Here is a 20192-nt window from a genome sequence, read left to right on the forward strand (position 1 = left end):
GGCCGGACTTGGCCTTCTGAACAGCATCCATGGAAAGGGCGCGAATGGCATTGGCCAGCTCAAAACGGGACGGCATGGGGGTGCTCCTCGCCTGAAAACGGAAATAATGAAGGCGCTATTGTCGCTGACTTCCCCTGTTGCGGCAAATGCGGCGGCAAATGTAGCGGCAAATTATAGGCCACATTCTGGGAAGAACTCCCAACAGCGTGTAGACTCTGCCTCCCGAAGCGGTGGTCAACCTGGTAAGGCCGCTTCCTTATATGGGCAGGGAACCTCCTGCCGTGATTTCCTGCTGATGCTGCGAGTAGTGAGCAGCTGTCATACAGAGGGTCGAGAGCGCGATGAGCGAATATTCCCTGTTTACCTCGGAGTCTGTCTCCGAAGGTCATCCCGATAAAATTGCCGACCAGATTTCGGATGCGGTGCTGGATGCTATTATTGCCCGGGATAAACAGGCACGGGTTGCTTGTGAAACCATGGTGAAAACCGGTGTAGCAATTATCGCTGGTGAAATTACTACCTCGGCGTGGGTGGATCTGGAAACGCTGGTACGCGACGTGATTACCGACATCGGTTACACCTCTTCCCACGTTGGCTTTGATGGCGCGACATGTGGCGTGATTAACCTGATCGGCAAGCAGAGTGTTGAAATTGCCCAGGGCGTTGACCGTACCAAGCCAGAAGACCAGGGCGCTGGTGACCAGGGCCTGATGTTTGGTTACGCGACCAACGAAACCGATTCGTTTATGCCTGCGCCGATCCACTACTCGCATCGTTTGGTTGAGCGTCAGGCTGAACTGCGCAAAAACGGTCTGTTGCCGTGGCTACGCCCGGATGCCAAAAGCCAGGTGACCTTCCGCTATAACGAACAGGGCCAACCCTGTGGCGTTGATGCGGTGGTGCTTTCCACCCAGCACGACCCTGAGATTGATCAGGAAGACCTGCGTAAAATGGTCAAGCGCGAAATCATAGAACAGGTGATTCCGGCTGAATGGCTCAATGAAAATACCCAGTACCACATCAACCCAACCGGTAAATTTGTGATTGGTGGCCCGGTAGGTGACTGTGGCTTAACCGGCCGCAAGATCATCGTTGACACCTACGGCGGTATGGCGCGCCATGGCGGCGGTGCGTTCTCGGGCAAAGACCCTTCAAAAGTCGACCGTAGTGCGGCCTATGCGGGCCGTTACGTGGCCAAGAACGTGGTGGCGGCAGGTCTTGCCGATAAGTGCGAGATTCAGATTTCCTACGCGATTGGTGTAGCGGAGCCGACCTCCGTTGCTATCGATACCTTCGGCACCGGCAAAATTGACGATGCCCGGATTGTTGAGCTGGTGAACGAGCACTTTGATCTGCGCCCCTATGCGATCACCAAAATGCTCGACCTGCTGCACCCGATGTATCAGCTGACGGCTGCCTACGGCCACTTTGGTCGGGCACCGTTCGAGCACAGCTACACCTGGAGCGACGATAAAGGCGAACAGCACACTGAAACCTTTACCGCCTTCCCTTGGGAGAAGACCGATAAAGCCGATGCGCTGCGTAAGGCCGCTGGTTTGTAAGATATTCGCTAGGCGGTTTGTAAGAGAACGCCCCTTTGGCTCTGCCAGGGGGCGTTTTTTTATGCTGCGTGTTTTAGGCTAGGCAGTACAACAACTTGGGGAAAGTGTTATGCCGGCAGCACGCTGGGAAAAAATCATGAGAGGGTTGCTGTTGATGGTGGCGCTTGGCATGACAAGTAGTACGGCTATGGCGGCTTGCCCCACGTGGCCCAATGAACGGCTTGAGCAGGAGACTCTCGCGCTCGCCGCGCAAGTCGCCCAATGGGACCATGCCTATCATGAAGAGGGCATCTCGTTGATTGATGATGTGCTCTACGACCAGGCCCTTATCCGCCTCCAGGATTGGCGCGCCTGCCTAAACGACGCTACTGCTCATCAACCGCTTACCCGGGTAACGTCCAGCCGTCGTACGCTTGAGCATCCGGCTGCCCAGCAAGGGTTGGATAAAACCGATGAAGCAGGCGTGCGCCGCTTTACCAGTCGCCGTGAAAATTTATGGATACAGCCCAAGGTGGACGGCGTGGCGGTAACGCTGCGCTATCAGGCAGGCGAGCTGGTGGAAGCGGTCAGCCGAGGGGATGGACAGCAGGGGCAGGATTGGACGGCCCGTGCCTTACAATTACCCAGCGTGCCTAATACGCTGCCCGACACTATTTCAGCCATTTTTCAGGGCGAGCTTTATTGGCAGCTTGATGAACATGTTCAGTCTCGTACGTCTGGTTCGGGGGCCCGCGGGGCCGTGGCGGGGGCTATGGCGCAAGCAAGCCCAACCCAGGACGTGCTGGCGCAGGTCGGGCTGTTTGTATGGGGCTGGCCGGATGGGCCAACCGACATGACTGAGCGGCTGGCGCAACTGAGTGCACTTGGATTTGATACTGCCCGCTACACGCATTTATTAAGTGATGAATCGGATGCGGCTTACTGGCGGGAGGCGTGGTTTAACGGCGCGCTGCCGTTTGCAACCGACGGCGTAGTGATTAAACAGGCAGAACGTCCTGGTATTCGGCGCTGGTCCACGGCCCCGCCAGAATGGGCGATTGCCTGGAAATACCCACTGCAGAAAGCGCTGGCAGAAGTACGTGGCGTGGAGTTTCGCATTGGGCGAACTGGGCGTATCACGCCACTGATCTGGCTCTATCCGATTGAATTGGAAGGTCGGCGTATCAGTCGCGTATCGCTGGGCTCACTCGACCGCTGGGAAAACCTGGATATACGCCCCGGCGACCAGGTGGCCATAACCCTGGCCGGGCTTACCATCCCTCAGCTTGAAGAGGTGGTATGGCAAACCCAAGAGCGCACTGTCGTGGAAGCACCCTCTGCGACTACCTACCATTTGCTGAGCTGTTTTCAGCATAGTCCAGGCTGCACGTCCCAACTGCTGGCGCGACTCACCTACCTTGGCGAACAGTTGGGTTTTCAAGGCGTGGGCGAAGGCACCTGGCAAGCGTTACTTGAGGCCGGGCTGGTGCCGGATCTGCTGGCCTGGTTATCACTTGAACCCGATCAGCTGCGCCAGGCGCACGGAATTGGCGAGGCGCGTAGCGACTCGCTTTATCGGCAGTTTCAGGCGGCCAAGGCCGCTCCCTATGATGCCTGGTTAAAAGGGCTGGGGTTGCCGCCTGCTGGCGCTACCAGCCTGCCTGATTGGCAAGTGGCGAGCATGTATCAGCCAGGCAACTGGGAAGCCCTGCCGGGCATCGGTCCAGGCAGAGCCCAGGCGCTTGACGCCTTTTTCTCCCATGCCCAAATGCAGGCCATGGCCGAGCAGCTTCGCGCGTTGAACGTAGCGGGGTTTACAACACAACCCTAACCAAGCCCGGTGGCGCGCAGCATGAGCCCCAGATAGAAAGGAATCAGTAGCGGCGCCATCAGCGTGGTTACCAGCACCGCCAGCGCCCCTTTTTGCGGCTGGATACCCAGCTCCATAGCGACCACCACCACGTTAGAAGCCATGGGCACCACGCCTAATAGCAGTATCGCCATGGCCAATTCTGCAGGCACCGGCATAAGCATCTGTAATAGCATGACCGCGGCAAAGGTAGCCGCTGGCCAAACGATATAACGAAGCCCTACACAGGCGGCGATAAAGCGCGTATCCCAGGCAGCCAGCGTTACCCGGCTAAGCGTCATACCAATAATCATCATTCCCAGCAGCGTATAGGTCGCGGGAAAAACATCCAGCGAGCTAGCCAAGGCCGTAGGCAGCGTAACATTGAGTGAACTCAGCAGTAGCGCTAGCAAAAACGTGTAGATCAGCGGAAGGCGTGAAATCTTGATCAGGCTTTGGCGAATCGAGAAGTGGCCACGGGCGCTTAAGTAAAACCCCACGGTAAATTCATACAAATTGATGCCTAGCATGCAGAACAGGTAGAGCGTTACGCCTTCCGGAGGCAAGAGAATCAGCGCTACCGGTAAACCGAAATAACCGGTGTTGCCTGTCCCTGATGAAAATGCCAGCAGCGCGCCTTCCTGCGGGCCAAAGCGGTGTTGCGTCACGCGCTGAACCAGCAGCGCCAGTAGGCTAACCAGCACAAACAGCGACAGCGTTAAGACCAGGTACTCAGGCGTTGGCCCCCCACTCATCAGTGCGCGAAAGATGGTTAAAGGCGCAATGAGATAAACCAGCAGCGTGGCAATGGGCCTTGGGTCGATTTTTAATCGTTGGGCGGCAATCCAGCCCAAGCCTACAAAGCTTAGCAGCATGAGTAGCGGGCCCATTAACGCGCCGGGTGATAGCTCCATATGCCCTCCTGACGGCATAAAAGGGTGGGTAACATGAGCCGAATTAAAGGCTAAACGTGGAATCTTTCATTAGCCGCGGCGCAGTAGAACAGCGAGAATACACCAAAATATCACTCTTTATTTTATTGTTCTGTATGAGGAAACCCCATGAGCAGCCAACAGCACCCGCTCGGTATCAGCTTTGAATTCTTCCCGCCCAATACTGATGCTGGGCGCGACAAGCTGATGCTGGTACGCGATGAGCTGGCCACTCGTAATCCGCGGTTTTTCTCTGTGACCTATGGCGCAGGCGGCTCCACCCAAGCGCGTACGCGGGACACCGTACGTACGGTTAGCCAGAACGGCATTACCACCGCACCGCACCTTTCATGCATTGGCAGTGAAAAAGCCCAACTGCGCGATTTGTTGTCCCAGTACCGCGAAGAAGGTATTAACAGCCTGGTCGCCCTGCGTGGTGATATGCCTTCCGGGATGGGCAGCATCGGCGAGCTACGCTATGCCAACGAGCTGGTGGAGTTTATTCGCGACGAGACGGGCGATCATTTTAATATTGCCGTGGCGGCCTACCCGGAGTCCCACCCTCAGGCAGCTAACCTTGATAAAGATATCGAAAACTTCGCGCGTAAAATGAAGGCGGGCGCCGATATGGCGATCACCCAATACTTCTTCACCGCCGATGCTTACTTCAACTTTGTTGATAAAGTGCGCGCACTAGGCGTTGAACAGCCGATTATCCCCGGCATTATGCCGATCACTAACTACACCAAGCTGGCGCGGTTTTCGGATAGCTGTGGCGCGGAAATTCCTCGCTGGATGCGCAAGCAACTGGAAAGCTATGGCGATGACAGCGAAGCAATTGCCAAATTTGGCACCGAGGCGGTAAGCCGTCTTTGTCAGCGTCTCTTGGATGGCGGTGCGCCAGGGCTGCATTTCTATACCCTTAACCAGGCGGCTCCCGTACTAAAAGTGGTCGATAATCTGGTGGGCTAACTGCGATAGCCTGTTGATTTAGATCGCACCATACACAACGCCCCGCTCAATTGAGCGGGGCGTTTTACGTTATGACTTACTGGTTTTACTTGTTAACGGGGCTACTAACTCGCTGGCGCTTGCACTTTGTCGGCCGACTTGCCGCCACCAAACTGCTTGCGCTGGATGATTACGAGACCGGCGCCAATCGCAAGGCCCACGATATCGGTGTAGATACCGCCATAGATCATGCACATTGCACCGACCAACATGATAACCCGCTTGAGCACATTCACCGGGCCAAAGAACCAGGCCTGCACCATGCCCGAAAGCAGAATGATACCCAGCGTGGCGGTAACACCCACCCGCAGAATCTGTATGGCAGAGCCTTCCATCAACATGGCCGGGCTGTAGAAGAACATGAACGGCACGATAAAGGCCGCCAGACCAATCTTGAACGATGCCACCGACGTGCCCATGGGGTTATCGCCAGAAATACCTGCTGCTGCGTAAGAGGCCAGCGCCACCGGCGGCGTAATGGCCGATACAACCGCAAAGTAGAACACGAAGAAGTGGGCAATAAGCGGCTCAATACCGATGTTAATTAGCCCTGGTGCCACGACCGATGCGGCGACGGCGTAGGCCGCCGTGGTCGGCATGCCCATGCCCAGCAAGATACTGATCAGCATGGCAAAGATAAGTGCCAGCAGTTGGCTAACACCTGCCAGTCCCAATAGCAGCGAGGAGAAGCGCGCGCCAACACCGGTGAGCGAAATAACCCCTACGATTAAGCCCGCACAGGCACAGACAGCGATGATCTGGATGGCCATGGTGCCCGCCAGCTGCAGCGCCTTGAGAATGGCGGTCACGCCCATTTTGTTGGGTGAAATCCAGCTGACAACGGCGGCCGAGGCGGTGGCCAAGGTGCCTGCCCTAATCACCGAATAGCCCATAAACAGCGCGGCTATCAGGATAATGATGGGGGCAAAGAGGTAGGCTTGTTTGGCCAATTTAGTGAAGCGTGGAATCTCATCTTTACGCATACCACGCATGCCTTTACGGGCCGCTTCAAAATCCACCATAAAGTAGATAGACGCGAAGTAAAGAATCGCGGGGATCAGCGCCGCAATGGCGATGTCGGTATAGGGAATGCCCGTGACTTCCGCCATGATAAAGGCGCCTGCCCCCATAATCGGCGGCATGATTTGCCCGCCGGTTGAGGCTGCCGCTTCAATAGCGCCCGCGCTACGTGCGGGGTAACCCACCTTTTTCATCAGCGGAATGGTCAGTGAACCGGTCGATACCACGTTACCCGCGGAGGTGCCGTTGATCATGCCCATCAGGCCCGAGGCAAAAATAGACACTTTGGCAGGGCCTCCTCGGGCACGCCCAGCAGCGGCAAAGGCGAAGTTCACAAAATAGTCGCCTACTTTTGACGCTTGCAGGAAGGCGGCAAAAATAATGAACAGAATAATGTACGTCGAGGAGACGGCGATGGTGGGGCCTAGGACACCGGCGTCGGTATACAGCTGGCTAAAAAAGCGCTGCATTGATAGGCCAGGATAACCCAGGAAGCCGGGCAGATAAGGGCCGGCAAAGACATATGTCAGGAAGATGAGTGAAATAATGACCAGCGCAAGGCCCGCTACTCGCCGGGTAAGCTCCAGAATAAGCAGGGACCCGGCAATCGCCGCCCAGGAAATCCCGATAGGCGCAAAGGAGGTACCCGTTGAAGCACGCAGAGGTGTGTTGTACATGATCAGTAAATAACCGGCACTGGCCAGGGCGCACACCATCAGGACTAAATCGGCCGGGTTAAAAGAGCCGCGTGCCTGGCGGAAAAACCATGAAAGCACAATGGCGGCAACGGTCGTTGCTATTAGTGGATAACCGTAGTGCCAGGTTTCAACGATTGGGTCAATGCGCATCGCACCACCGCTCAGGGTTTGTTGCATCAAAAAAACCTGAGCAAGCGCGTAGAGGGCCGGTATCAGCAGCGCGTAGCCTACCCATGTTAGCCAAGCGGGTGATGCGTTCTGACCATCTTCGGCAAACCGAGCTCCCGCAAACAGGCCGTAGCCCAGAATCAGCGCCCCTGCGATATGAACAATACGAAACGACCAGGTTTCCATGGGGTACACGTTGAGTGACACCAAGTGGAAACTTGAGTAGGCAATGGCTAGCCCGGCAAACAGGAAAAACTGCCAACCAGTAAATAAGCGGCGGTTGGATTCAACGATGTCTTCATCGACGCCCTCCGCAACAACGATAGGCGATGAAGCAAGCTGGACATCATCCTTGAGGTCATCAGAGGTTTGGGGGGTTGTGGGACTCATCAGAGTTCACCCTCACAGCAGGAGCAAAAAAAGGAGCAATAGCCAAAGCTGCCCCGCACTGGAAAACCAGTACGGGGCAGCCAGATGATGCGTAAAGTTTTAGTTGATTAGGTCTTCAGAGATTTCGTAGCCGTTCTCTTCGTACCAACGAGCAGCGCCTGGATGGAAGGGTAGAACGCTGTTGTGTACGATATTTTCCGGGATGCTGGTTTCAGCACTGCGGTGAATAGAGCGCATACGATCATTGTTTTCCATGGTCACTTTGGTGACTTCGTAGATGAAGTCTTCCGGAAGATCACAGCCAGCAATCGCAAAGTTCCACATGGAAACTGCGCGAGCATCTTCCTCAAGCGTTGAGTACGTGCTGGCAGGAATAGTGAATTCGGCCACGGGGAAGGCGTCCAGTACGGTCGCAAGCTCATCTTCGTTGAACTCGATGATGTTCACATCCGTTTGCACTTCCAACTGACTAACGGCAGGAATCGGGATGCCGGCTGCAAAAGCGATGACGTCCAACAGGCCGTCCTGCAGCTGACCGCCAAGGTCAGACCAGCCGCCGTTGCGGCGGTCGAAGTTCACGCCCAACGTTTCCAGCATCGCTGGGAAATAGGTGTCAGACGTTGACGCTGCGGGACCAAAACCAATACGCGCACCGTCCGGAATGTCTGAAATGGACTCAATGCCTGAGCTTGAAAGCGCGGCAATCGAGAACGGCGTTTCATACATCGGGAACAGCGCACAGACGTTATCCATCACCATGCCTGGTGCCAGCGGGCTTTTGCCGTTAACCGCATCAGAAGCGGGGCCCATGGTGGTTAAGCCAAAGGCCATATCGCCGCTATGAACAAGCGCCAGGTTTTGAGTAGGGCCGCCCGTTACTTCACCGCCGCCAGAAACGCCTAATTCATCAGCAATAAAGTTGGCCCAGCCAGAGCCGTAAACGAAAAACGTGCCGCCTTGGCTTGCGGTGCCCACGGTAAAGTTTTCGGGCCAGTCAGCACGCTCAGCATGGGCGCTGGCAGAAGCGAGTAACGCGCCACCTGCAAGCAGGGCGAGAGTTTTAGGCATCATGGTGCGCATGGCATGTTTCCTTAACTGTTCTTGGGATTATAGGCTGGCAAGCGGAAGCCGCTTTCCAGTGACAATAATATTTAAGCAACCATTTAAGAGCGATTGCCGTGCCATTAATAGGATAGTTAAGTAAAAACAAATGCTTGCTTTTAGTGCCTCCAACTTTAGTGGAAACTCCTTGGCGTCTAACTGTCTGGTAATACGCACGCGGGGTGATAAGCAGTGTGCGGTTTTCCGCTCACTGTTGGTTGTGGCTTAATCGGAGATAGAGGCGGGAGCAATGAGGAGAAGCAGTGACGCTATTTCTTTGGTATCCGGAAAAGCTGGGTGATATCCGCCTACCAGCGGGTGGAGCTAGACGATGACCTTTCGGATTGTCTGGTTGATGGGGTAAATCCAAGGCGTAAGGCTGTTACATGGCTTATTTATTAGGTTGGCTCAACCATCGCCCAGCCAAACGCTGCTCCTGCCCCCGAATGGCTTCTGTCAGAAAATCCATCAGGGCATGAATCCTCACCACACCCCGGAGATCCGGATGCACTAGTAGCCATAGGTCATAGCATAGTTCGGGTATGGGGTCGGTGAGTTGAATGATATCCGGGTCTTCGTCCGCTAGATAGCAGGGCAGAGCGGCCAGTCCCATGCCTGAACGAACGGTGCTGAGTATACTGACCAAGGTGTCGACCCGGTAGACACTGGAAGCTTTCAGCTCGTTGTATCCCATCCACTGATCCAGGACGGAATCTTGTAGTCGTGGCCCTGCACCAATCCAAGGCTGGCTGGTGAGAATATCAATGGGCAAACCTGGGGTCAGGCCAAGGCTACGATGGCCGTAGACGGCCTGGCCGATGGTAGTCAGCCGCCGACCGATGAGGTTCTCAGGAGGGTGATTTGAAGGGCGGATGGCAACATCGGCTTCCCGGCGAGTCAGGTTGAGCATCTGATTTGCGACAGCAACATCCAGTATGATACCAGGATACCTGAGTTGAAATTGCGTAAACATCGGTGCCAACAACCCCATCAGTAGAGAGTCTGTCGTCGTAACCCAGATTTCTCCGCTGGGCTCCAGGTCGCGGCCAGCGACTTTGCGCTCGGCGGTTAGGGCAGCCTCTTCCATGATTCTGGCCGTGTCGGCGAGTTCCTCTCCTGCCAAGGTCGGCCGATAACCGGCACGGCTCCTCTCGAACAGAATGACGCCCAGACGCCGCTCGATATCACCAAGTCGCCGGAACACCGTGGCATGGCTAACCCTCAGCGCACGTGCTGCGCCAGACAGAGAGCCGGCGGTTGCAATGGCCAAGATAACTTCAAAGTCATTCCACGCGAGATGACTGCGCGTCTTCTCAGCATTCGAGTGAAGTTGGCTGGCCTGCTTTACTGTTCGTTTTTGCAAAGTCTATATGCACTTATATGGAATAGTTTGCAGTCATGTAAGAAGTTAGCATATCCCCGAGCTTATGCAACCTCCCAGCATCACGGGAGAATGGGCAGAACTTGGGAGGTTTAAGACATGATCGATCCTAGGGAGATGCATCATTTATATGGCAGCAGTCGATCAAATCGTATGGACGATGCTATCGCGCCAAGATACCGAGATGGACGGGGAGGCATCAATCTTGAACAGGTGGAGAAGGACCGGCGGCAGGCAAGGAGACAGGTTATCCGAGCGATGATACGACGCCTTAAGAAATCGTGGCAATCAGTGTGATGTCAGCCAAGGGCATCCCTTCGGTTTCTGGGACATGGCCGCCGGGAACGTTACTGTTGCCCCAAAAAGCACTTGAAGGGGTAGGTTGGAAGAAACCCTTCCAGTTATCGAATGAGTTACAGGAGCATACAGCTATATGCTTGAAAGTTATAGCACAATGGCAGGTCAGTTTTTTGGCCTCTTGTCATTGGCACTCTGTATCATGGCCTTTTCCAATAAGCAGGATGATCGGTTATTGGTGCTTCTGCTCTCTGCTAACGTAGCTTTTTCATTACAGTTCATGATTCTCGGAAGCCTTACGGCCGCAGCGTTGTCATTACTGGTCATTGCTCGCATCGCATTTGCACGCCGCTATCCTGGCAGTAAATCGGTAATGGCAATAATATTGGCAGTAAGTGCCATTGTATCTGCATTCACTTGGCAAAGCTGGGCAGACCTGCCTGCTATTGTAGCAATGGCGCTGGGCACGATGGGTATGTTTCTTTTCCGAGGCATTCCTATGCGTGTTTTTCTGGGACTGGCGGCATTAGCATGGACATTCAGTCATATTCTGGTCGGCTCGGTGGGTGGGACACTGGCTGAAGTCCTCGTAGTCGTAACCAATGCAATTACTATTTATCGACTCTATCGAGCAAAACATCGATATCCAGAAGTCGTCGACTAGAATCTAGTCCGAATACCATGCACAAGAAGAAGGTTTGATTCCAACCATGAAAGTCTCCGTTCTACAAAACTACCGGATACGGACTATCAAGCTTCGCCAAGGAGCTAACGACAGGGTCGATCTATCGACCATCTAAAGGTCGTATCAGGTTGGCGGGTGAACGTATCTCATCAACCAGATTTTCCTGATACCGTTTTTTTGGAGGGCAGATACGCAAAAAGAGGAGGGCACAAGGCCCTCTGAATAATTGCTTAGGTGTCTGGCTTACCAGGATCAAGAATCCGTACCGGCTGGATGTCCTGACTTCGTTGCTCCTCCCGCGTCCGGTTCACCCGGGTCGTTAGCTCAGGTGAGTCGTTATCTTCAATGGGCAATTGCTCAAAAAAATCACAGCTCACGCACTCGCGATAGCGAATACCGTTTTGCTCCCAGGCACGAACACGGTCCATTGCGGCGCAGCGTGGGCAGATAACACCCGCAATAAAGCGTTTAACGGTCGACATGGCGTTCTCCAAACGCACAGTACCAATGAAATAATAGGCACTGTGCTGAGTTCAATAAGCGGTTAGGCCGCACGTATACCGCTATGGCGCAATAGGGGCTCGACACTTGGCTCGCGGCCACGGAAGGCCACAAATAGCTCTACGGCATCGCGTGCCCCGCCTTGTTCCAGAATCTGGTGGCGGAAGCGTTGTCCGGTTGCGGCATCAAAAATACCTGCCTCCTCAAAGGCGCTCCAGGCATCCGCAGAGAGTACTTCGGCCCATTTGTAGCTGTAGTACCCCGCCGCATAGCCGCCAGCAAAAATATGCGAAAAGCTGTTTTGGAAGCGATTGAAGGGCGCCGCCGGTACGACAGAAGTAGCGCTGCGTACATCATCCAACAGCGTTTGAATATCGCTGGCGCTGGGCGCACTTAATTCATGGTGTAAACGCAGGTCAAAGATCGAGAATTCGAGCTGGCGAACCATACCCATCGCGGACTGGAAGTTTTTGGCCGCCTGAAGGCGTTCAAGCAGCTCAGCCGGTAAGGCTTCCCCGGTTTCTACGTGCTTGGCCAGCAGGTTAAGCCCTTCACGCTCCCAGCAGTAGTTCTCCATAAACTGGCTGGGCAGTTCCACCGCATCCCAGGCAACGCCGTTGATACCTGAAATGTCGGCGATATGCTGCTTGGTCAGCATATGGTGAAGGCCGTGTCCAAATTCATGGAACAGGGTCGTCACTTCATCGTGGGTAAGCAGGGCAGGCTTGCCACCGATGGGCGCCGTAAAATTACAGGTTAAAAAAGCCACCGGCAGCTGAATACCATGCTCAGTTTGGCGGCGTACTCGACAGTCGGCCATCCAGGCACCGCCGCGCTTGCCTTCCCGAGCGTAGAGATCAAGGTAGAACCCAGCAATGGGCTGGCCATGCTCGGTAATACGGAAATAGCGCACATCGCTATGGTAGCTCGGTGCCTCACTATCTTCTTCTACCTGCACGCCATAGAGCCGCTCAACCACTTGAAAGAGACCGTTAATCACGTGTGGTGCAGGAAAATAGGGGCGTAGCTGCTCTTGGGAAATGGCATGGCGCGCTTCACGCAGCTTTTCGCTAACGTAAGCAATATCCCACGGCTCCAGCGCATCAATGCCCAGCTCGTCGCGCGCGTAAGCGCTTAGCTCGGCAAACTCCTCTTTCGCTTGAGGGACGGCGCGACGGGCCAAGTCACCCAGAAAATCGAGCACCTGCTCGGGAGAGTCCGCCATCTTGGTGGTCAGTGAAAAGTCAGCATAGGTGTTGAACCCCAGCAGCTTCGCCAGTTCCTGGCGTAGCGCCAGGATCTCCTCCATCAACGGAGCGTTATCAAACGTGCCCGCATCAGGGCCTTGGTCTGAGGCGCGGGTGACAAACGCGGTATACACCTCGCGGCGCAGCTCGCGGTTTTCGGCGTAGCTAACGACGGGGAAGAAGCTTGGGAAATCCAGCGTAATCCGATAGCCCGAAACACCCTTGGCTTCAGCAGCCGCTTTCAAGGTGTCGAGCGCGCTGGAAGGCAGCCCAGCGAGCTCCTCTTCACTATTGAGGTCCTTGTGCCATGCCTGGGTGGCATCCAGCACATTATTTGAGTATTGATTGGAGAGCGTTGAAAGGCGCGACTGAATGTCACCGTAGCGGGCTTTCTTGTCAGCCGACAGGTCGACCCCGGCGAGGCGGAAGTCGCGCAGTGCATTATTAATGGTGCGCTGCTGTGCGGCATCCAGCGCGCTCCAGTCGTCACTCTCCTTGAGCGCTTGCCAGCTGTGGAAAAGCCCTTCGTGCTGGCCGACCCACGTGCCAAAGACGGAAAGCTGTTCCAGGCAGGTTTGGTAAGCTTCGCGCAGCTCAGGCGTGTTCATCGTGCTATTTAAGTGTGACACCGGCGACCATGCTTGGGAGAGTCTATCGCTTACCGCTTCCAGAGGAACGGCGAAGCTCTCCCACGTGGGCGGTGTTTCTGCGGCCTGCTGGGCCAAGCGGTCAATCGTTTCACGGTTCTCACTTAAAAGCGCTTCCACCGCGGGCACCACATGCTCGGCACGCATTTCAGCGAAAGGGGGAAGCTTGTGCGTTTCAAGCAGCGGATTGTGGGTCATAAGCACCTCAGTTGGCAGCGTTAATGAGTGCAAAAACGCATAATAATAGCTAAACAGTGTGGGCACAGGAGCGCTGTTTCAATGGCAAGGTTTGGTCTCTTGGCAGGCGCCTGCTAGTCTTGCCGCCTTTTAGTGCCCACGATGGCAGGAGTCAACAATGAGCGAGACGCTGGAGCGCTGGGGGTCTAAGCGGGCCTTTATCCTGGCAATATCGGGTGCTGCGGTGGGGCTGGGCAACATCTGGCGCTTCCCTTATGTGGCGGGTGAAAATGGCGGGGCGGCGTTTTTATTAATTTACGTGGCGTTTGTGTTGCTGCTGGGTATCCCCGTCATGATGGCTGAAATTCTCATTGGCCGAGCTGGGCGACGTGGCCCGTTACAGGCATTGGGTACACTGGCTGCTGAAGCAGGGGCCTCCAAGCATTGGCGTTGGCTCGGGCTCTTTGGGGCGTTTACTGTTTTTTGTATTTTGTCCTTCTATTCAGTGGTGTCTGGCTGGTCGATCGAGTTTTTGGTGGCCTCAATCAACGGGCAATTTAACGGGGCAACAGCGGCTGAGATTGGCGCTGGTTTCGATGCATTTTTAGCAAGCCCTGGGCTTTTGATTTTCAATCACTCTCTGTTTTTGTTTATGACCATGACCGTGGTGGCGGCTGGCGTGGCCAAGGGGCTTGAGCGGCTTAACAATCTACTCATGCCGCTGCTGTACGTGCTGCTGTTGCTGTTGGCCGGATACGCTGCCACCACCGAGGGCTTCTCCACGGCGTTGATGTGGCTGTTTTTACCCTCCTTTGAGGCAATCACACCTACCGTAGTGCTGCATGCCATGGGCCATGCATTTTTCACTCTGGCAGTAGGGGCCTGCGCGCTTATGGCGTATGGCGCCTATATGCCGGAAGAGCAGAGCCTGCCTAAAGCGGCGTTTGCCGTTGCCGTACTGGATATTAGCGTGGCGTTGCTGGCGGGTATCGCGATTTTCTCGGTGGTGTTTGCCCAAGGGATGGACCCGGCTGAGGGCCCGGGCCTGATGTTTGTAACCTTGCCGATAGCCTTTTCTGAGTTGCCCGGCGGCGCGTTCTGGCTAAGCGTGTTTTTCCTGCTGTTACTGCTCGCTACCTGGACATCGGCCATTAATCTGGCAGAGCCCATGGTCGCGACGCTGCAGGGGCTTGGGCTTCGGCGCAGTATGGCAACGGCGATCATCGCGCTAAGCGTTTGGCTCATGGGATTGTTGTCGGCGTTCTCTTTCTCAACCCTGGCGGAGTTCCAACCACTCTTTGGGCGCAATATCTTTGAATTGGTCAGCAGCATTCCACCAGACATATTTTTGCCCTTGGGTGGCTTGATGATTGCCACGTTTGCCGCCTGGATAATGCCGCAGAAGAGAGTAATGAAAGCGTTAGGCGCCGGGGAAAGTGGCTACCTGCTATGGCGCAATATTGTGCGCTGGGTCTCGATTCCGCTGACGTTTATCGTCTTGCTGGGTGGGCTTTTATAGCGCTATGCCGCTTGTGAGAATGGATATATCCGCCATCAATAGAGCAGTATGTACTTGGAACAGGTACTTGAAATACGTACTTGGAAATAGGCTCTTTAGGAGAGTGCAATGAAAGAGGCAGCGAGCAGTGCGCTAAGAGAGTTTAAAGGCCATTTGCCCCGCTTGGGCGAGCGCGTGTATATCGACCCAGCAAGCGTGGTCATTGGTGACGTTGAGCTGGGCAATGACTGTTCGGTATGGCCAATGACGGTGATTCGTGGCGATATGCACCGGATTCGTATTGGCGCTCGTACCAGCGTGCAGGATGGCAGCGTGCTGCATATTACTCACGCTAGTGAGTTTAACCCGGAGGGCTTTCCACTCACGATTGGCGAAGATGTGACGATTGGCCATAAAGCCATTTTGCATGGCTGTACGCTGGGCAACCGTATTTTGGTTGGTATGGGCGCTATCGTGATGGACGGCGCGGTGGTTGACGATGAAGTGATCATTGCCGCTGGGGCTGTGGTCACGCCCGGTAAGCACTTGGAGAGTGGCTATGTTTACGCCGGTAATCCTGCCAAGGCGCTACGCCCCTTAAAAGAAAAAGAGCGGGCCTTCTTCCCCTATACCGCAGGTAACTACGTAAAACTTAAGGATCAATTTTTAGCCGAAGCCTGCTTATGATTAAGTTCAGCTAACATATTGGCTTGCCGTCCTTTTTTCTGAACTAGCCATGTTGTAATCTTAAAAAATCTGGTAATTTATCCAGTTTTTTCAGGATGCCGCGATAACATGGCGAACTTTCGCACGCATATGACGGTAGCGACTGCGGGCGGCATGTTAATGGCGTACGCGGGTTGGCAAGCCCAGTGGTGGCCTTATTCTCAAGCCATGCTAATCGTGGCGTTGGTCGCCTTTGGCGGCATTTTGCCCGATATTGATGCTGACCGATCACGCTCTATCCGTTTGATTTTTAATATTCTTTCCGTGCCATCATTGGTGGTGGGCGTAATGTTGCTGGAGTCATGGCTGACGCCAGGCATGTTGCTGGTAGCTTGCGGCGGTATTTATTTCTCGGTGCGGTATTTGGCGGGAATACTGTTCTCAAAACTGACGGTTCACCGTGGCATTTGGCACTCGCTGATGGCGGCCGGGCTATGTTCGCTATTAACGGCTGCGCTGAGTTTTCATCTGCTTGTTCAGCCTGCGGGGTTAGCGTGGACACACGGTATGGCCGTGCTGCTGGGGTTTATTATTCATCTGGTGCTGGATGAGATGTATAGCGTGGATTTGGAGGGCGCGCGGCTTAAGCGCTCGTTCGGTACTGCGCTCAAACTCGGCGATAGCCGTCGGCCCATTTCCAACCTATTAATGCTGATTGCCACCTTGACGCTGCTTCCCTGGATGCCGCCCTGGTCGGACTTGATGGAGCTATTTCATCAGGGGTCACTGCTGTGGCGGTAATCGTCGGCCTGTAAGCCATGCTTTTTCAGCTTGTCGTAAAACGTTTTACGCGGAATGCCCAGGTGGCGGCAGACATCGGTGACTCGGCCATGGTGGCGGGCAAGCGATTGGCTAATCAGGCTCTTTTCAAACAGCTCTACCTGGCGCGGTAACGTGGGTTCTGGCGTGTCGGTGGCTACCCCTTCCAGCAACATATCCAGGCGGTAATCAAATGCTGCGCCAAGTAGCACGTAGCGCTCAGCAAGGTTGCGTAGTTCACGCACGTTGCCAGGCCAGTCATGGGCCAGCAGTGCGGCGATACCGTGGCTATTCAGGGTGGGAGCTTCCAGGCCGCTACGATTGGCGGCAATGACGGCAAAGTGCTGAAACAGAAGCGGGATATCCTCACGCCGTTCGCGCAGCGCGGGTAACGCCAGCGTGACAACATTCAGCCGGTAGTAGAGGTCTTCACGGAAGCCCCCCTCTTCAGCGGCAACTTTAAGATCCACCTTGGTGGCGGTAATCACCCGAATGTCGAGCGTGACTGCTTCATTGGCACCGAGCCGTTCGATGCTGCGCTCTTGCAGGACGCGCAGTAGTTTGACCTGAAGAGCCAGTGGCATCGACTCAATCTCATCGAGGAAAACAGTACCGCCGTTAGCGTGCTCAAGCTTACCAATTCTGCGTTCAATCGCGCCGGTAAAAGCCCCTTTTTCATGCCCAAACAGCTCAGACTCAATGGTGTTTTCCGGCACGGCACCGCAGTTGATTGCCATAAAGGGGTTGTTGCGTCGAGCGCTGCGTTCATGAATGGCCCGGGCCACGAGGTCCTTGCCTGTCCCTGTTTCGCCAAACAGCAGCACATCGGCTTCTACCTGACTAATACGCTGAATCATCGCAGCCAAGCGAGAAATAACCGCCGTGCGCCCCACCAGGCGCGGGCCAAGGGCAGCCCGCTGTACTTCCAATTCGGCCTTAAGACGATTGTTTTCGAGGCTAAGCTGGCGCTTTTCAATGCCGCGGCGCACAACATCGAGTAGCTGGTCGCCAGCAAATGGCTTCTCCAGGAAGTCCCATGCGCCTGCACGCATGGCTTCTACCGCCGTGGAAATATCGCCATGCCCGGTAATCAGAATAATCGGTAGGGTAGGGTCGCGACGATGCAGTTCATGCAGAAGCTCCATCCCTCCCATGCCAGGCATGCGGATGTCGCTGACAATCACGCCAGGAAACTCTGCGGGTAGCGCCGCCAGGGCTTGCTCGGCTGACGCAAAGCAGGTGGGCGTGTAGCCGGCAAGCTCTAGGGTTTGGCTGGCGGTAATGCGCAGATGGGGCTCATCGTCGATCACCATGACCGGCAGTGTCGACGGTTCATGCATGGCTATTGTTCTCTTGTTGAGTCGAGGGTACAGGCGCGTGTATCGGCGGCGTGAAAGGTAGTGAAATAATAAAGCAGGCGCCTGTCGGATCGCGATTGACGGCCTGCAACTTGCCACCCAAGTCATCCATGATACGCGACGAGATGGAAAGCCCCAGCCCCAATCCGCTTCCCGGTGCTTTGGTGGAAAAAAAGGGTTCAAAGATTTGTGTTAGGTGCTGGTCGCCAATGCCGAGGCCGTTATCCATAACGTTAATGGTGACCTGCTTTTCGTTCAGCGCCGCACTCAAGATAAGCCGAGGTTCTGAGGTCTCTTGCATGGCGTGCAGGGCATTGCTAATCAGGTTGACCAGTACTTGCTCCAAGCGTACCAGATCGCCCGTTACCCACAGCGTCTCCTTGGGCCAATGCTGTTCAACGGTAACATGCCCGTCGCGCAGGCGACCCTGGAACAAGCGAAGTGCATATTCGATGCAAGCCTGCACAGAGATGGTTTCCTGTCGCTCACTGCTTTTACGCGAGAATTGACGAAGCTGTGCGCTGATATCGGCCATGCGCTTGGTGAGATCAACGATTTGCTCAAGATTTGCGTCCGCTTGATCTACTCGGGAAAGCGTTAAAAAGCGCCGGGCATTTTCGCCATAGGCCCGAATGGCTGCCAGCGGCTGGTTCAGTTCGTGATTGATGCCCGCTGCCAATTGGCCAAGGACTGCCAGTTTGGCGGCCTGGATGAGTTCATCCTGAGTTTGACGCAGGTTGGCTTCTGCGCGGCGACGCTCTTCGATTTCATTGGAAAGGCGCTGGTTGCTGGCCACCAAGTCGTGAGTGCGACGCTCGACGCTGGCTTCCAGCTCATCACGCACCAGAGCAAGGGTGTGCCGTTCGCGTTCAGCAAACGCTTCGCGCTCACGACGCAAGCGCAGGCGCTGCCAGCCAATGCCGCCGCCAAGTACAATCATTCCGTAAAGCCCACCCGCCATAAGTGCGGCGATCCACTGAGCGCGGACAACGGGTGTTAAGGGCTTGAGAATATGCATGTGCCAGCCAAACTCCACCACGGGGCGTGTCAGGCTTAAATAACGGCTGCTACTAAGCGGGCCCTGAGAAAAACTAACCAGTGCGCTGTCTGGCCCATAAGGTGCATCAATATTAATGCCTGAAGGAGATAGTGGTTCAATGGCGTAGCGGCGTGTGTCACGAAGCGTTTGACGTTGTTCATCACTAAGCGCATAGAGAGCATTCATGCGCAGCTCGGGGCGGCTGGCCATAAAGATAATATTGTCATTATCGGTCACCAGTAGCTCAGCATCTTGCTCAGCCCAGCCCTCTTCAACTTCATCCAATAACACCTTGATGACGATAACACCGGAGGGTTGTGCATCTGGCGAAGTATCATCCAGCCATACCGGCGCCGAGAAGAAGTAGCCCCGTTCCAGTGACTGGGTCCCTAGTCCATAAAACCGCCCTTGCCGTCCGGCGATGGCTTCTGTGTAGTAGCTGCGAAATGCGTAGTTATGACCTAAAAACGTATTGGGACGATGCCAGTTGCTGGCGGCAATCGTGTTGGCGTCGCGGTCGAGCAGGTAAACGTCAGAAACGCCTGCGGTAAAGCGGAAACGATCCAGCAGCAGGTTAAGCGGCATGGCGTTCTGGGTTTCCGGAGAGGCCAAAAAGCGCTGGACACCTTCACGCGTCGCGAGCATTTGGGGTAAATAGTCGTAGCGGAGTAGATAGCCATTAAGATTGGCGACAGAAAGGCGCAGCTCGTTTTCGGCGTCTTCCTGAAGGGTAGAGATGGCTTGCTCGCGCGCCAAGTGGGCGGCTTGCCACATGACGAGTATAAGGCCTAGAGTGATGGCAACAAGCCATATACCTTTCCAGCGGCGAGGCTTCATACGCTGCTACTTACCACGGGCGCGGCGTAGCGCACGTGCTGCCCGCTGTTGGCGAGGTGGGGGAATATCATCCGCTAGGCATCCATTAATAGGTATGACCAATCATAAGGCAGGAGATCGCCGTGCCTCAAGCTAGCCCTCTGGGCTACTAATACACATTGATAGCAGTGTTGCTGGAGTCAGGAAGGCCTCCTGAAGAGCGAGCAGTTACCCTGCATTATGACGATATGGCATTATTTCAGATATATTTCACCCAGCCCCTTGCCAAACGCCCGGCGAATCCGTAAAGTACGCATCCGCTGCCGGGGACGCCCAGCGTTACCAGCGGTG

The 20192-nt window shown here is 55.1% G+C and carries 15 protein-coding genes; 7 read left to right on the forward strand and 8 right to left on the reverse strand.

What is annotated here, in order from left to right; all coding sequences use genetic code 11:
• The first annotated feature begins 341 nt into the window (after window positions 1–341).
• On the forward strand, window positions 342–1562 hold the full coding sequence (gene metK / locus CZ787_RS09605; protein ID WP_087108577.1) for a methionine adenosyltransferase: 1221 nt from the start codon (window positions 342–344) through the stop codon (window positions 1560–1562).
• Window positions 1563–1671: 109 nt separating this feature from the next.
• Window positions 1672–3372, forward strand: coding sequence for an NAD-dependent DNA ligase LigB (ligB, locus tag CZ787_RS09610; protein WP_254908604.1), 1701 nt, complete (start codon window positions 1672–1674; stop codon window positions 3370–3372).
• Here the strand turns inward: ligB and CZ787_RS09615 are convergent.
• Entirely contained in the window at window positions 3369–4304 is a 936-nt protein-coding gene (locus CZ787_RS09615) for an AEC family transporter (RefSeq protein WP_087108579.1), read from the reverse strand. The two genes, ligB and CZ787_RS09615, sit on opposite strands and share 4 nt — an antisense overlap.
• Window positions 4305–4451: 147 nt before the next feature.
• On the opposite strand from CZ787_RS09615, the gene metF reads away from it, so the two are divergent.
• On the forward strand, window positions 4452–5294 hold the full coding sequence (metF, locus tag CZ787_RS09620) for a methylenetetrahydrofolate reductase [NAD(P)H] (protein ID WP_087108580.1): 843 nt from the start codon (window positions 4452–4454) through the stop codon (window positions 5292–5294).
• A gap of 104 nt (window positions 5295–5398) precedes the next feature.
• Here the strand turns inward: metF and CZ787_RS09625 are convergent, their stop codons facing one another.
• From CZ787_RS09625 to CZ787_RS09635, 3 genes are all read right to left on the reverse strand, one after another.
• Window positions 5399–7609, reverse strand: a complete 2211-nt coding sequence (locus CZ787_RS09625) for a TRAP transporter permease (RefSeq protein WP_087108582.1) — start codon at window positions 7607–7609, stop codon at window positions 5399–5401.
• A 99-nt stretch (window positions 7610–7708) separates the two neighbouring features.
• Window positions 7709–8689, reverse strand: a complete 981-nt coding sequence (locus CZ787_RS09630) for a TAXI family TRAP transporter solute-binding subunit (RefSeq protein ID WP_087108584.1) — start codon at window positions 8687–8689, stop codon at window positions 7709–7711.
• Window positions 8690–9101: 412 nt separating this feature from the next.
• Entirely contained in the window at window positions 9102–10073 is a 972-nt protein-coding gene (locus CZ787_RS09635) for a LysR family transcriptional regulator (RefSeq protein WP_087108586.1), read from the reverse strand.
• Between the two features lie 451 nt (window positions 10074–10524).
• On the opposite strand from CZ787_RS09635, the gene CZ787_RS09640 reads away from it, so the two are divergent.
• On the forward strand, window positions 10525–11052 hold the full coding sequence (locus tag CZ787_RS09640) for a YgjV family protein (RefSeq protein ID WP_087108588.1): 528 nt from the start codon (window positions 10525–10527) through the stop codon (window positions 11050–11052).
• Between the two features lie 251 nt (window positions 11053–11303).
• On the opposite strand, the gene CZ787_RS09645 is transcribed toward CZ787_RS09640, so the two are convergent.
• The gene (locus CZ787_RS09645; protein WP_087108590.1) at window positions 11304–11555 is read right to left on the reverse strand and encodes a YheV family putative zinc ribbon protein; all 252 of its coding nucleotides are present in this window, start codon (window positions 11553–11555) and stop codon (window positions 11304–11306) included.
• A gap of 62 nt (window positions 11556–11617) precedes the next feature.
• Window positions 11618–13666, reverse strand: a complete 2049-nt coding sequence (gene prlC / locus CZ787_RS09650) for an oligopeptidase A (protein ID WP_087108604.1) — start codon at window positions 13664–13666, stop codon at window positions 11618–11620.
• 157 nt (window positions 13667–13823) lie between these two features.
• On the opposite strand from prlC, the gene CZ787_RS09655 reads away from it, so the two are divergent.
• From CZ787_RS09655 to CZ787_RS09665, 3 genes are all read left to right on the forward strand, one after another.
• Window positions 13824–15164 (forward strand): sodium-dependent transporter, encoded by a 1341-nt coding sequence (locus CZ787_RS09655; RefSeq protein WP_087108592.1) that lies wholly within the window; start codon window positions 13824–13826, stop codon window positions 15162–15164.
• Between the two features lie 108 nt (window positions 15165–15272).
• Complete coding sequence (locus CZ787_RS09660; RefSeq protein WP_087108594.1) at window positions 15273–15830, forward strand: gamma carbonic anhydrase family protein; 558 nt, start codon at window positions 15273–15275, stop codon at window positions 15828–15830.
• 108 nt (window positions 15831–15938) lie between these two features.
• Window positions 15939–16610 (forward strand): metal-dependent hydrolase, encoded by a 672-nt coding sequence (locus tag CZ787_RS09665; protein ID WP_087108596.1) that lies wholly within the window; start codon window positions 15939–15941, stop codon window positions 16608–16610.
• Here CZ787_RS09665 and CZ787_RS09670 read toward each other — a convergent pair.
• Entirely contained in the window at window positions 16586–17968 is a 1383-nt protein-coding gene (locus CZ787_RS09670) for a sigma-54-dependent transcriptional regulator (RefSeq protein ID WP_087108598.1), read from the reverse strand. The two genes, CZ787_RS09665 and CZ787_RS09670, sit on opposite strands and share 25 nt — an antisense overlap.
• Window positions 17961–19862, reverse strand: coding sequence for a sensor histidine kinase (locus CZ787_RS09675; RefSeq protein ID WP_087108600.1), 1902 nt, complete (start codon window positions 19860–19862; stop codon window positions 17961–17963). Before CZ787_RS09675 ends, CZ787_RS09670 begins: the two co-directional genes overlap by 8 nt.
• Window positions 19863–20192 lie beyond the last annotated feature (330 nt).

Origin of the sequence: Halomonas citrativorans (assembly GCF_900163645.1) — a bacterium.
GTDB lineage: Bacteria > Pseudomonadota > Gammaproteobacteria > Pseudomonadales > Halomonadaceae > Vreelandella > Vreelandella citrativorans.

Coding starts and splice junctions, on each gene's coding strand:
- metK (WP_087108577.1), top strand. CDS start 342: ATGAGCGAATATTCCCTGTTTACCTCGGAGTCTGTCTCCGAAGGTCAT.
- ligB (WP_254908604.1), top strand. CDS start 1,672: ATGCCGGCAGCACGCTGGGAAAAAATCATGAGAGGGTTGCTGTTGATG.
- CZ787_RS09615 (WP_087108579.1), bottom strand. CDS start 4,304: ATGGAGCTATCACCCGGCGCGTTAATGGGCCCGCTACTCATGCTGCTA.
- metF (WP_087108580.1), top strand. CDS start 4,452: ATGAGCAGCCAACAGCACCCGCTCGGTATCAGCTTTGAATTCTTCCCG.
- CZ787_RS09625 (WP_087108582.1), bottom strand. CDS start 7,609: ATGAGTCCCACAACCCCCCAAACCTCTGATGACCTCAAGGATGATGTC.
- CZ787_RS09630 (WP_087108584.1), bottom strand. CDS start 8,689: ATGCGCACCATGATGCCTAAAACTCTCGCCCTGCTTGCAGGTGGCGCG.
- CZ787_RS09640 (WP_087108588.1), top strand. CDS start 10,525: ATGCTTGAAAGTTATAGCACAATGGCAGGTCAGTTTTTTGGCCTCTTG.
- CZ787_RS09645 (WP_087108590.1), bottom strand. CDS start 11,555: ATGTCGACCGTTAAACGCTTTATTGCGGGTGTTATCTGCCCACGCTGC.
- prlC (WP_087108604.1), bottom strand. CDS start 13,666: ATGACCCACAATCCGCTGCTTGAAACGCACAAGCTTCCCCCTTTCGCT.
- CZ787_RS09655 (WP_087108592.1), top strand. CDS start 13,824: ATGAGCGAGACGCTGGAGCGCTGGGGGTCTAAGCGGGCCTTTATCCTG.
- CZ787_RS09660 (WP_087108594.1), top strand. CDS start 15,273: ATGAAAGAGGCAGCGAGCAGTGCGCTAAGAGAGTTTAAAGGCCATTTG.
- CZ787_RS09665 (WP_087108596.1), top strand. CDS start 15,939: ATGGCGAACTTTCGCACGCATATGACGGTAGCGACTGCGGGCGGCATG.
- CZ787_RS09670 (WP_087108598.1), bottom strand. CDS start 17,968: ATGCATGAACCGTCGACACTGCCGGTCATGGTGATCGACGATGAGCCC.
- CZ787_RS09675 (WP_087108600.1), bottom strand. CDS start 19,862: ATGAAGCCTCGCCGCTGGAAAGGTATATGGCTTGTTGCCATCACTCTA.